Annotated in this window: 15 protein-coding genes; 5 read left to right on the top strand and 10 right to left on the bottom strand. The window is 39.1% G+C overall.

Annotation, left to right across the window (positions count from 1 at the left end):
• Positions 1–12: 12 nt before the first annotated feature.
• The 6 genes from Q8S11_RS14300 to Q8S11_RS14275 all read right to left on the bottom strand — a co-directional run bounded on the left by Q8S11_RS14300 (position 13) and on the right by Q8S11_RS14275 (position 6,048).
• The gene (locus tag Q8S11_RS14300; RefSeq protein WP_305662800.1) at positions 13–729 is read right to left on the bottom strand and encodes a 2-phosphosulfolactate phosphatase; all 717 of its coding nucleotides are present in this window, start codon (positions 727–729) and stop codon (positions 13–15) included.
• Positions 730–746: 17 nt separating this feature from the next.
• Positions 747–1,823, bottom strand: coding sequence for a glycine cleavage system aminomethyltransferase GcvT (gcvT, locus tag Q8S11_RS14295; RefSeq protein WP_305662799.1), 1,077 nt, complete (start codon positions 1,821–1,823; stop codon positions 747–749).
• Between the two features lie 87 nt (positions 1,824–1,910).
• Positions 1,911–2,510: a ribonuclease HII gene (locus tag Q8S11_RS14290; RefSeq protein ID WP_305662798.1), complete on the bottom strand. Its 600-nt coding sequence runs from the start codon at positions 2,508–2,510 to the stop codon at positions 1,911–1,913.
• A gap of 23 nt (positions 2,511–2,533) precedes the next feature.
• Positions 2,534–3,778, bottom strand: coding sequence for a PP2C family protein-serine/threonine phosphatase (locus Q8S11_RS14285; RefSeq protein WP_305662797.1), 1,245 nt, complete (start codon positions 3,776–3,778; stop codon positions 2,534–2,536).
• A gap of 181 nt (positions 3,779–3,959) precedes the next feature.
• Entirely contained in the window at positions 3,960–5,093 is a 1,134-nt protein-coding gene (locus tag Q8S11_RS14280) for a glycosyltransferase (protein ID WP_305662796.1), read from the bottom strand.
• Complete coding sequence (locus tag Q8S11_RS14275) at positions 5,074–6,048, bottom strand: hypothetical protein (protein ID WP_305662795.1); 975 nt, start codon at positions 6,046–6,048, stop codon at positions 5,074–5,076. The genes Q8S11_RS14280 and Q8S11_RS14275 overlap by 20 nt, the downstream gene beginning before the upstream one ends.
• Before the next feature lie 107 nt (positions 6,049–6,155).
• On the opposite strand from Q8S11_RS14275, the gene ruvC reads away from it, so the two are divergent.
• Positions 6,156–6,722: a crossover junction endodeoxyribonuclease RuvC gene (ruvC, locus tag Q8S11_RS14270; protein WP_305662794.1), complete on the top strand. Its 567-nt coding sequence runs from the start codon at positions 6,156–6,158 to the stop codon at positions 6,720–6,722.
• Positions 6,723–6,724: 2 nt separating this feature from the next.
• On the opposite strand, the gene Q8S11_RS14265 is transcribed toward ruvC, so the two are convergent.
• The 4 genes from Q8S11_RS14265 to rsmA form a co-directional block, all read right to left on the bottom strand.
• Positions 6,725–7,117: an HIT family protein gene (locus tag Q8S11_RS14265; protein ID WP_305662793.1), complete on the bottom strand. Its 393-nt coding sequence runs from the start codon at positions 7,115–7,117 to the stop codon at positions 6,725–6,727.
• 32 nt (positions 7,118–7,149) lie between these two features.
• Positions 7,150–7,623 carry a transcription elongation factor GreA gene (gene greA, locus Q8S11_RS14260; protein WP_305662792.1) on the bottom strand — a complete coding sequence of 158 codons (474 nt, stop codon included), beginning with the start codon at positions 7,621–7,623 and terminating at the stop codon, positions 7,150–7,152.
• 170 nt (positions 7,624–7,793) lie between these two features.
• Complete coding sequence (locus Q8S11_RS14255) at positions 7,794–8,729, bottom strand: NAD(P)-dependent oxidoreductase (RefSeq protein ID WP_305662791.1); 936 nt, start codon at positions 8,727–8,729, stop codon at positions 7,794–7,796.
• Complete coding sequence (gene rsmA / locus Q8S11_RS14250) at positions 8,726–9,517, bottom strand: 16S rRNA (adenine(1518)-N(6)/adenine(1519)-N(6))-dimethyltransferase RsmA (protein ID WP_305662790.1); 792 nt, start codon at positions 9,515–9,517, stop codon at positions 8,726–8,728. The genes Q8S11_RS14255 and rsmA overlap by 4 nt, the downstream gene beginning before the upstream one ends.
• Positions 9,518–9,859: 342 nt before the next feature.
• On the opposite strand from rsmA, the gene pdxA reads away from it, so the two are divergent.
• The 4 genes from pdxA to plsX all read left to right on the top strand — a co-directional run bounded on the left by pdxA (position 9,860) and on the right by plsX (position 12,735).
• On the top strand, positions 9,860–10,915 hold the full coding sequence (gene pdxA, locus Q8S11_RS14245; protein WP_305662789.1) for a 4-hydroxythreonine-4-phosphate dehydrogenase PdxA: 1,056 nt from the start codon (positions 9,860–9,862) through the stop codon (positions 10,913–10,915).
• A gap of 114 nt (positions 10,916–11,029) precedes the next feature.
• Complete coding sequence (locus Q8S11_RS14240; protein WP_305662788.1) at positions 11,030–11,572, top strand: DUF177 domain-containing protein; 543 nt, start codon at positions 11,030–11,032, stop codon at positions 11,570–11,572.
• Positions 11,573–11,593: 21 nt separating this feature from the next.
• A complete protein-coding gene (gene rpmF, locus Q8S11_RS14235) occupies positions 11,594–11,785 on the top strand; it encodes a 50S ribosomal protein L32 (protein WP_305662787.1) in 192 nt (63 codons plus the stop codon).
• A 14-nt stretch (positions 11,786–11,799) separates the two neighbouring features.
• The gene (gene plsX, locus Q8S11_RS14230) at positions 11,800–12,735 is read left to right on the top strand and encodes a phosphate acyltransferase PlsX (protein WP_305662786.1); all 936 of its coding nucleotides are present in this window, start codon (positions 11,800–11,802) and stop codon (positions 12,733–12,735) included.
• The last annotated feature ends 7 nt before the right edge of the window (positions 12,736–12,742 follow it).

Genomic DNA, 12,742 nt, shown 5'->3' with positions numbered 1-12,742 from the left:
TGTCAGCCTTAATCAAATAACCATTTTAATCAATCTTTCACCATCAAGTACCGGAATTTCTTTGGTAATATTCAGGTTCAGACAAAATTTAATATCTTCTTCTATCCCCAGTTTTTTCAGGCGCTCACTATGTGAAGTTTTCTTCAGGTAAGTGTTTAGATCATCCTTTGCCATGATATACAAATCTTCGGATGCTATACCTGCATCGTCCAAAGCATAGTTATCCTCTCTGAGGTAATGAACCACCCCTCCAGCAAATAAGGTATCTTCAAGATTAACTTTATCCTTCCAGCCGGAACATAACAGCAGGATATCATTGGGCTGGTTTTTTAGCCAGTCGCAGAGGGAGGCAAGGTTTAAAAAAGAACCAATTATGATCTTATGGGCTCCTCGCGACATATTGATGGCGTGCGTGCCATTGGTTGTGGTCAATACAATTGTTTTACCATTTACCTTATCTTCCGTATAGGAGAAAGGGGAATTGCCAAAATCAAAACCATCCACCACCTCACCGTTACGCTCTGCAGCAAGCAGATAATCAGAATTTCTATAGGATTCACATGCTTCGATCGTAGCAACCGGAATGATTGATTCTGCCCCATTTTCGATACCATAACAAATAGAGGAAGTTGCTCTGAAAATATCAATTACAACAACAATACTGTTTGAGAAATCATGAAGATGTAGCAGAGCAGGCGTGAGACAAACTTCGAGGTTACGTTTTTGCATTCTTTGGAGCGGGATGATTATTTAAAAGGCATTTTTACTACCCTTGCTAACACTTTATTATCTCTGATTTTTATATAAATATCCGTCCCAACTTTTGAGAAGGCTGTTTTAACATAACCCATACCTATGCCCTTTTGCAGGCTTGGCGATTGAGTACCCGAAGTTACCTTACCAATTACAGTGCCAGCTACATCAAGGATCTCATAATCATGTCGCGGAATTCCTCTTTCAATCATTTCAAATCCAATCAGCTTACGTTCAACTCCTTTTTCCTTCTGCGCTGCAAGATTTTCCGAATTGACAAAGTTCTTACTGAATTTGGTAATCCAACCCAGACCAGCCTCTATTGGAGAAGTTGAATCGTCAATGTCATTCCCATAAAGGCAAAATCCCATCTCCAGTCGAAGTGTATCCCTTGCTGCGAGTCCGACTGGTTTAATCCCAAAAGGTTCACCGGCTCTGAAAACTTCATTCCAGATATGTTCAGAATCCTTTTTATCAAAATATAACTCGAAACCTCCTGCTCCGGTATATCCTGTTGCAGATATCAATACATTTTCGATCCCGGCAAAAACTCCCTTCTTAAATGTATAATAATCCATAGAAGCCAAATTAAGCTCCGTCAAATTTTGTAAAGCTTCAGCAGCTTTTGGACCCTGTACTGCCAGCAATGAAGTCTGATCTGAAATATTCTTCATCTCCACAGCACCTTTATTATGCTTTGAAATCCATTCCCAGTCCTTATCAATATTCGAGGCATTTACAACCAGCATGTATGTTTTTTCATCTATTCGATAAACCAGCAAATCATCAACTATTCCACCTTGCTCGTTTGGCAAACACGAATATTGCACCTTACCATCAAACAGTGTGGAAGCGTCATTTGAGCATAGACTTTGGATAAGATCTAATGCACCCGCGCCTTTCAGGATAAATTCGCCCATATGACTTACATCAAATACTCCCACACCATTTCTGACTGTTTCGTGTTCGATGTTAATCCCACTGTATTGAACAGGCATATTAAACCCGGCAAAAGGTACCATTTTAGCGCCAAGGGCGATATGGATATCATTTAAAGCAACACTTTTCATTATTACGAATGTATTTTGATTGCGCCAAATTAACTAAAAACGGTTAAATGCTAAGCTTTAATTTCCGGATAATCTTTTTTTCAGAAACTATAATGCAAGGCTAAGCTGGGGATCGCTGATCCTGAAAGTTTTGCGATGAAATGGGGACAGACCATTAGCAATAACTGCATTTCTATGCTGAATGGTAGGATAACCTTTATTTCTTTTCCAGTCATATTGTGGATATTCTGCTCCCAGGTTTAGCATGTATTCATCCCGGTAGGTTTTAGCCAGAATTGAAGCTGCTGCAATTGAATAGTACTTACTGTCTCCCTTGATGATGCACTGATGAGTTACATCCTGAAAGGGTTTAAATCGGTTACCATCTATAATAATGAAACCCGGTCGAATACTGAGTTGCCCAAGTGCAAGATGCATCGCCTTGATCGAAGCATTCAATATGTTGATTTTGTCAATTTCTGAATGATCTACTGATGCGACGGCAAATGCCAATGCTTCACGTTCAACCATATTACGAAGTTCAAAACGATCATTTTCATTTATTTTCTTAGAATCGTTAAGCAGAGGATGCGAAAAGCTTTCAGGTAAAATTACGGCAGCGGCGAAAACCGGACCTGCCAGACATCCGCGTCCTGCCTCATCGCAGCCCGCTTCAATTAATCCCTGCTGAAAGTAAGGTAGAAGCATAATATCAGTTTATAACGAAATCACTAAGTTATCCTTATGGTTAAAAGGGTGATATCATCTGAATTCATCTTCGCATTATTAAATGTTTGAATACTCCTTAATATATTTTCATTGAGGCTATCCACCTCCAGATGGGAACTTTCCCGTAAATGCGAAACCAGTTCAAGATCAGAAATATATACTTCCTCATTAGGGCTTTCAACCAGACCATCAGTATAATTGAATATTATACTCCCGGAAGCCAGGGTTTCCCGGCCCAAATGTATTGTTGGAAGGATATCAAAAGCACCGATAATAGTAGTACCCTCTTTCAAAAATTTCACCTGTCCATCCATTATCAAAACCGAAGGATTATGTCCTGCATTTACATACTGCAATTCCCTGGTTTGCTCATTAAATAGTCCAAGAAATAGGGTTACAAAGCGTTCTCCGTTAGTATTTGAGTAAACAATTTCGTTCAATCGTTCTGTCAGCTTAATGAGATTCCTCTCTACTGAAGCCCAGGCTCTTAAACTGGCCTGCAAATTTGCCATCAGTAATGCAGCAGAAACCCCTTTCCCTGATGCATCCGCAATACACCATAGATATTCATGAGTGCCCAACTTAATAAAATCAAAATAGTCACCACCAATATTCTCATTCGGCAGATAGGTAGCACCGACTTCTATCGCACCGGATTTTGGTAATCGTCTTGGGATAAGCATCCCCTGCACTTCAACAGCCAGTTCCATATCACGTTGTAAGCGTTCTCTTCCTACCCTTTCCTTCAGAAGTTTCTTATTCTCAAGGGCAACAACAATCACATTGATTAGAGTCTGAATGAAATTGAGATCACTACTGAGCAGATTCTGACTGGTGTCAAAGTCGCCAATCAAAACGAAAGCCAGAAGCTCCTGATTGTGATATACCGGAACAAAATATTCGTATTTGTTTATTAAGGGATCATGATGGGAGCCCAAAGAGGAAATATTTCTTAAGTCGATCAGAGCAAGGTAGGTTTGCTGCAATGTTTTTGCATTTTCAAATTCACCCCCGAAGCGCGTTGCACAATAGAAATGCTCTCCTTCCTTAACCAGAAGGCGAATTTTGCCAATCTTTAAGTGGACATTCAGAATAACCTCCAGCATTTCGAACAAAACTGAGGAGGGACTATTGATGTTGATAGCTTGAGTAATTTCAAGTAAAGAATTTAATTCAGCCTGACGCTTTAGCAAGAGTTGAATTAACTCGCTTTCATCATTTAATGTTGTTGTTGATTTTCTTTGCAAGACTTTACTATTGAAGGCAGCGACATCTAAAATTAAGTAATTAATCCAAACTTACAATCAGGAATCGGGTTTTATGGCTATATGACTCAGATCTTGTAACTGATCCCGGGCTTTGCTATCTACATGATTTCTCTCATATCTCACATCTCATATCTCACATCTCATATCTCACATCTCAATTCTACCGCACCATGCGTCCCTTCCAATTGTATTTACCTGAGTTTCCGGCGATTCCAATATACATCAGATAGAACATATGGAGCACAGTCAATATTGGAACATACCACAGTAATTTACTTCTATTGGCAAAACTGCAAAGCGGTATTAGTAATGACATTTCTGCCAGAGCCTTTATGCTGATGCATATTAAACACAAATACCAGAAAAAAGGATTGAAAAAGCCCAGAATTGAACTCAGGAAAATCATGAAATTAAATATCCACACCGATACACCTATCAAAACTATTGCCTTGTTTTTATATTTGGTGCTTTTTGATGCCCAGCGTTTTCGTTGCTGAATAAATTCACTCAGGCTTGATTTTGCATGGGTATATACTATCGCATCCCGCGATTTACAAAAACCTATCCCACCAGGATAAGCCGATGCCACTTTATGAAGAAAGAGTTCATCATCCCCTGAGGCCAGCTCATCAATACCCTGAAATCCTTTTAGCTCATAAAACACTTCCCTGCGATAAGCGAGATTAGCCCCGCTACAGGTAGAAGGCATACCATTTCCAATTCCGGCGGCACCCAAACCCGACAAAAAAAGAAAGTCCAGAGTTTGCATTTCTTCAAATTTGCTCTTTTCTTCAAAATAGATTACCGGCGAGGAGATCATTTTATAATTCCCCGACTCATAAAATCCGATAATGGTTTTTAGCCAGGCCGGTGACATTCTGCAATCTGCATCAGTTGTAATAATAAGTTCTGAATCCGAAAGCTTTATTGCCTCGGTTATTGCCTTCTTTTTGTATGAATTCAATGGTTCATTTTCGTTCAACACAATCAGTTTTACACCCCTGCCGGCAAAAGAAAGTACGATTTCAGAGGTCCGGTCGGACGAGTGGTCATCAACAACAATTAATTCCATTAAATCAGCAGGATAATCCTGTAAGAGAATATCGTTAATAGTATTGAAAATTTTATCTTCCTCATTTCTGGCTGCAATCAAAATACTGACGGTAGTTTTAAAACGAGTTCTATTTAGGTTAAACGTTTCCACAGCCAGCCAGCCCCTACGCAGAAATAAAACCAGACCCAAATAGGCAAGGGCCAGAGCAATTGAAATGATACTAATTACGACGACTACCAAAGAAATTGAGTTTTAAAACGAAAACGGACCCTAAAATAGCCGGAATAATTAAATTAATCAGCCATATACTTGCAACTGCTGCCATCACTGCAATTTCCTGATCGGTTACAAAAGAAAAAAAGTAAGCAGCGGTTGTTGCCCTTAAACCTATATCAAGGAGGTCAAGGGAAGGCATTGAAGATTGAATAAAGTAAAAGATAAACAATATCAAAAGCATATCAAACGGATCTATTTCGGGGATCAGTAAATGAATAATCAGAAAATATTGTGTGCTAAAGACCAGGGTACGTGACAGGTTATACATTAAGATCTGCAAAAGCTCCGAAACCTTAAATTTCGAGAAAATAATGAAAAAACGCTTGTAAGGCTTCATGAACTTTATTTTTGACAAGAGCCCATTAATCCAATGAATATTGAAATAGAAAAGCAGAAAAAAACCACTGAAAACAATGGCCAATATGGAGATACTTAAATTCATGAGGGGATTGAGATCCATAAAACGAAAAACAAACCACCTGAGTGCCAGTGCCCCGAGCACATTGAACAGTACCAGTTGCCCGAAAGCCCCAACGGTCATTGCGACAGCTCCCTTAATCCGCTTATTTGGGGACAGGAAAAAGACCCTCCCGCCATATTCACCAATCCTGTTTGGTGTGAAAACTGCCCATGTTAAACCGCAAAAGACAGATTCAACAGCCTTCCAGGTACTGATTAGTTCTATTTTCTGAACCAGGAATTTCCATTTCAGGGCTTCCAGAAACCAGTTCAGCAACATCAATAAAAAAATACTGGACATTACTATCCATACACTTTCCGGATCCAGCTTCTTGAGTAACATCCTGAAATCGCTAAGACCACTATTATTACTAAGCCTGTTATAAATATACCAGGATGCCAGACCTAAAATGGCGACCTTAATACAAATGCTTATAATCTTTTTGGTACGGCTGTTCAAAATAATTTATTTATGCAATGTTAAGCAAAAGCTCCTTGTATTTAAATTTTGAAATTGTATTGCCTTAAAAACATTAAAAAGCGCGTAATTCCTTAATATTGTCTGGCATGTTAAAAGAAAAATCAAATGAGCGCATAATCCTTGGAATTGACCCGGGAACCAGTGTTATGGGTTATGGAATAGTCAAGGAGGTCAAAAGTTCTGTTGATTTGGTCTGTATGGGTGTAGTAAAACTCCAGCACCTGGATGATCATCCTTTGAAACTCAAACATATTTTTGAAAAAACCGTTTTACTTATTGATCAATATAGCCCGGATTGTCTGGCAATTGAAGCGCCCTTCTATGGGAAAAACATCCAGGTAATGCTGAAACTGGGCCGGGCTCAGGGCGTAGCCATGGCTGCAGCATTATCGCGCAGTCTTCCCATTTTTGAATATTCACCCCGAAAGATCAAACAGTCCATCACCGGCAACGGCAATTCTTCTAAAGAGCAAGTGGCAGCTATGCTAAAAACACTATTAAAGTTCAGCGAAACGCCTGAATTTCTCGATGCAACGGATGGTTTAGCGGTTGCAGTCTGTCATTCATTTCAGAAAATCAGCAGCTCCGGAAGCAAAAAAAACTATTCGGGCTGGGATGCTTTTGCAAAGGATAATCAGAAACGGATTAAATAAACTTAAAGTTGCTCCTTAATTTTTTCTGCTATTGCTTCAAACTCTTCTTCGGTGAAGTTTAGTTTGGGTCGACTAAAATTCATATCGTCCATACTGTTGATCGGGATAAGATGAATGTGTGTATGTGGCACTTCCAGGCCAATGACAGAAACCCCAATCCGCTTACATGAAACAGCCTTTTTTAAACCAGCCGCAACAATTTGAGCAAACATCATCAGGCCAACATACGTTTCACTATCCAGGTCAAAAATATAATCCACCTCCTTTTTAGGAATAACCAATACATGTCCTTCAGTAAGCGGATTAACATCCAGAAAGGCAAGGTATTCTAATGTCTCAGCGACCTTATATGAAGGAATATCGCCGGCTATGATTTTTGAGAAGATTGATTCCATATGATTTGGTTTATATTCTAATCAGGTATTAATTATCTGCTGATTTCAATGATCTCGAACTCAATTTTACCTGCCGGAACAACAATCTCCGCTTTCTCTCCTACAGATTTACCCAATAATCCCTGGGCTATAGGAGATTTTACTGAAATTTTACCTGTTTTAAGGTCGGCTTCAGATTCAGAGACCAACTGATAAGTCATTATTGCTCCATTCTTCGTGTTTTTAATCTTCACAATAGACAAGGCAAGTACTTTTGACGAGTCCAGCTTTGATTCATCGATCAAACGGGCATTCGCCAATACATTCGTAAGCTTTGAAATTTTAGATTCATGATGGCCCTGAGCCTCTTTTGCAGCATCATACTCAGCATTCTCAGACAAATCGCCCTTATCCCTGGCTTCAGCAATTGCTTTTGAAATCTGTGAACGGCCTACAGTTTTTAATAAATGAAGCTCTTCTTTAAGTTTTTCTAATCCTTCCCGGGTATAATAAGTTACTTCCGTCATATCTCTCACATTTTATGATAAACTCTAAAAAACAAACAAGACTATGTTGGCTTAAGCCAATATAGTCTTGCTCGTATTATTACGAAGATAATATTTTTGATTTTAGATTTCCAAATTTCTATGATGAAATCCGAGAAGAAGTATGATAATGAGTTATAATCTCCTCATTATCAGTCAACAAAAGAAAGTTGTTTTAGCTTTTCGGCAAGCACTTCTGAAATTTTTCGGTAAGATTCATGGGTCCAGCCAGCCACGTGGGGACTTAAAATTAAGTTTGGACAATCCTTCAATTCATTATACCATTCCTGCTCCCCTAAAGCAGGAAACTTTTCAATTTCGAGTACATCAAGGCCGGCGGCGCTTATTTTACCATTGCGTATTCCGCTCAAAACCGCCTTCGTATTTACCACTTCACCCCTTGAAGCATTTAAAAGAATTATCGGCTTTTTGAAATGGAAAAGATATTCCCCGTTAAAGAGCTGTCTCGTTTCGTAGGTCAGCGGAATATGAAAACTTAGAATATCTGCCTGTCTAACAACTTGTTCCATACTTACTTCCTCAACAAACTGATCTGAAAAGCCGGTTTTATATTTATCATAAGCTATCACCTTTACCTGAAAACCTGAAAGTTTGCGGGCAAGCATTTGTCCGGTATTTCCATATCCAATAATTGCGAGTGTTCTGCCTTTTAATTCCCAACCTCTGTTAGCTTCCCTGTCCCAAATACCATTTCGCACTTCGCTATCCGCTTTTCTAAGATTATTGAGCAATGAAAGCAGCATACCAATAACATGTTCTGCCACCGCATCCCGGTTTCCTTCTGGTGCATTGATACAGATTATTTTCTTTGATTTGGCATACTCCTCATCCACATTATCCATTCCTGCACCAGCTCTGGCAATAAATTTAAGATTTGAACCTGCATCAATTACTTCCCGGTCTATCTGAAACCTGGTACGAATCGCTAGTCCTGAATAATTTTTGAGAACCTCCAGAGTTTCGCTTCTGCTGATTAATGGCAGATCATCGCAAACATAGCCCAGTTTTTCTGCCTCAATTTTAAAGGCAGGATGCAAATTGTCTGCAATCAGTATTCTTTTATTCATTCTGTTATTGTTCTCGACGTACTGACCAGGTTCGTCATTTTAACAAAATCATCTACACTCAGCCGCTCAGCACGAAGGTCGAACATGGGGTCATTAGTCATGCTCTCCTTACTTACAAGAGAGGATAATGCATTTCTCAACGTTTTACGGCGTTGGTTAAAGCCGGCTTTTACAACCTGCCAGAATAACTTTTCATCACAACCCAACTTTTCAACATCATTACGGGTTAGGCGTATTACTGCCGATGTAACCTTTGGCGGTGGGTTAAATACACCCGGTTTAACAGAAAAGAGATATTCGACCTTATAATAGGCCTGCAGAAAAACACTTAAAATACCATACTCTTTGCTTCCCGGCTTTTCTGCGCAACGCTGGGCCACTTCCTTTTGAAACATTCCAACCAGTTCAACTACCTGATCCCGGTTATCCAGTACCTTGAAGAGTATCTGCGATGAAATATTGTAGGGGAAATTACCTATGATACCGAATTTTCCGGGAAATACTGCCGCAAAATCCAGTTGTAAAAAATCTCCATTAATCAAGCGCTCACCAAGATTTGAATATTTTTTTTTCAAAAATTCATAAGATTCAGTGTCAATATCGATCAGATAGGTTTCCAGATCCTTATTAGCCAGCAAAAAGTCGGAAAGAATTCCCATCCCCGGACCAACCTCCAAAACCTGCTTATACTGATTGCCAGCCTGCAGACTGTTTACAATCTTTTCTGCGATGTTTTTATCGGTTAAAAAATGTTGTCCGAGATGCTTCTTTGCCTTTACTAAACTCATATGCGCTGCATTTGGCGCAAATTACGGAAAAAAGAGGTTCAGGGAATTAGCAAATTTGAAAATGAATTTGTCGATGAGTTAATTTGTCTATTTGTCAATGAGATCGTACTCCTTTGAAAGGATTTCTCAATCAATGATGATAATCCGAAACTTAAAACCTATAACTTACAACTCTTTAGATAGTTCATTAATATGGGAATTCCTTTCATTGTCAATTGTCAACTATCAATTATCAATTACTTAAAATTTATAACCTATAACTTACTACTTACAACTTAATTGGAGTTTGGGATTAAAGTCTTTATTTTGCGTTAATTATTTTCAATAAACGGGCAAGCAGGAATGAGTGATAAAATTAAAATTGGAATTTCAATAGGCGATGTTAACGGGATCGGATTAGAGGTTATTATTAAAACTCTGATGGATAGTAAAATCATGGACTATTGCACTCCCATTGTATACGGACATACCAAAGTCGCATCTTTCCATCGTAAAACAATGGATGTCAATGAGTTTAATTTCAATGTAATCAACAGTCCGGAGGAAGCGCATAACAAACGCGCTAATATGATTAACTGCTGGGAGGAAGATGTACGTATCGAATTAGGCACCAGCACCCCTACCGGAGGGAAATATGCATTCATATCGCTTGAAAGGGCATTGGATGATTTGATAGCGGGCAAAACAGAAGCCCTGGTTACCGCACCAATCAATAAGCATAACATTCAAAGTGGTGATTTCCAGTTTGCGGGTCATACAGAATATATTCAGGCAAAGACTAATTCTGAAGATTCCCTCATGTTTCTGGTGAGTGAAGATATCCGGGTAGGCGTTGTTACCGGGCATATTCCGGTGAATGAGGTGCCTGAAAAGATTAGTAAAGAAAAGATCCTCTCAAAATTAAGCTTGATGAATCAAAGCCTCAAAAAGGATTTCTGGATTCAAAAACCAAAAATTGCAGTATTAGGATTAAATCCACATGCAGGAGATATGGGTTTGATTGGAAAAGAAGAACTGGAGATAATCACCCCCGCCATTACCGAAGCTAATGCACAGGGAATCTTTGCTTTTGGCCCTTATGCAGCAGATGGTTTCTTTGCAGCACATACCTATACACAGTTCGATGCTGTCCTGGCGATGTACCATGATCAGGGTTTAATACCTTTCAAACAGATCGCATTTCACAGCGGGGTTAATTTCACTGCTGGTTTACCTGTTGTCCGAACTTCTCCGGACCATGGCACAGGATATGATATCGCAGGAAAAAATCAGGCATCAGCAAACTCGTTCAGGGAGGCATTATTCACTGCAATCAAAATTGTTAAGTACAGAAGAGAAAGTACTGAACTCAGCTCAAATCCCTTGAAACTGAGTAAATTTTCAAAAGACAGGGATTAAAAAGTCTTCATAACGATAAAACCGAAGCTTTTAGGCTGGCTGATCATTTCATTTTTAAAAAACTGTTAGCAACTAAATAAATTTTCCTAAATTTGCAGGCTCAATTGGCGTGCTTTGAAATCGTTACAGCAATATAGCATTCCGTTTACCGGATTAAAACTTGGAGTTCACCATTTTGAATTCGAAGTAGATGATGCTTTTTTTAATGAGTTTGAATACTCCCTGGTTAAGAGCGGATGTCTTAGTGTAGAACTTGAACTGGATAAGCAGGAAACAATGATGATCCTGCATTTCCATATTTCAGGTGAGATGAAACTGGGTTGTGATGTTTGCCTTGCTGATTATCCTTATTCTGTTGAAATAAAGGAGAGGCAGATTGTTAAATTGAACGGAAACGAAGATCTTGAGGATGATACCGAAGAGATAATGATGTTGAAAAGAAATGAAACTGAGATCAATGTAGCAACACTGATCTATGAATTCATCAACCTTGCAGTACCATACATTAATCGCTGTAATGATGAAGGCAATACAGAATGGTGCGATCTTGAAATGATTGCCAAACTACAGCAACTGGCTCCCGGGCCAAAAGAAGTTGAAGAAGAAGAAGAAATTGCCGACCCAAGGTGGGAAGCATTAAAGAAAATAAAAAAGTAATAAATTAATACATAGGAACAAATGGCACATCCAAAACGGAAAATATCCAAATCAAGAAGAGATAAAAGAAGAACTCACTATAAAGCAGTTGCTCCAGGTTTAACTACCTGCCAAACTACTGGTGCAGTACATTTACCTCATCGTGCATATACAGTTGACGGTAACTTGTATTACAACGGAAAGCTGGTAATTGAAAATACCTCTATTGCCTAAGTTACCATTCTGATATGAAGATTGGCTTAGATATAATGGGTGGAGATTTTGCTCCCAAAGCAGCAGTTTTGGGTGCAATAGAAGCTCAAAAAGCCTTATCGGCAGACCAAAAATTAGTACTTTTCGGGGATAAAGATCAGGCTCTGCCATTTATAACAGAAGCCGGAACCGATCCTGATGTTTTCGAATTTGTTCATACCACCGAAATGATCGGCATGGGAGAACATGGAACAAAATCGGTACTACAGAAGCCTAACTCAAGTATCAGTCTGGGATTTCATTATCTCAAAGAAGGTAAAATAGACTCTTTTTCATCGGCAGGTAATACCGGGGCGATGTTAGTAGGAGCTATATTTAGTGTCAAACCCGTTCCGGGGGTAATTCGTCCCGCAGTTGCAACCAATGTACCTAAATTAAAATCCGGCTTTGGAATCATGCTGGATGTTGGGGCTAACGCCGATTGCAAACCTGAAGTTCTGGCTCAGTTTGGTATCTTAGGTAGTTTATATGCAGAACATGTCTACCATATTCAAAACCCCAAAGTGGGTTTGATGAATCTGGGTGAAGAGGAAGAAAAGGGAAATGTTCTTACCCAATCCACATTCCCTCTGCTGCAAAAATCTGATATCAATTTCATAGGCAATATTGAAGGCCGGGATTTGTTTAACGAAAAAGCCGATGTTATAGTCTGTGATGGCTTTACGGGAAATGTCATGTTGAAATTAGCCGAAACTTTTTATATTCTTACACTCAAAAAAGGATTTAAAGATGAATTCTTCGACCGTTTCAATTATGAACAATATGGAGGCAGTCCGATTTTGGGGGTAAATGCGCCTGTTCTGATTGGCCACGGCATATCAAGTCCGGAAGCAATTAAAAATATGGTACTTTTATCACGAACAATGATTGAAAGTCAGTTCGTCGATAAGATCAAAGAAGCTTTTAAATAATTATTTC

It is taken from the genome of Daejeonella sp., assembly GCF_030695525.1.
GTDB lineage: Bacteria > Bacteroidota > Bacteroidia > Sphingobacteriales > Sphingobacteriaceae > Daejeonella.
The sequence above is the reverse complement of the archived record's forward strand: the minus strand, read 5'-3'. Positions and strand labels throughout refer to the sequence as shown.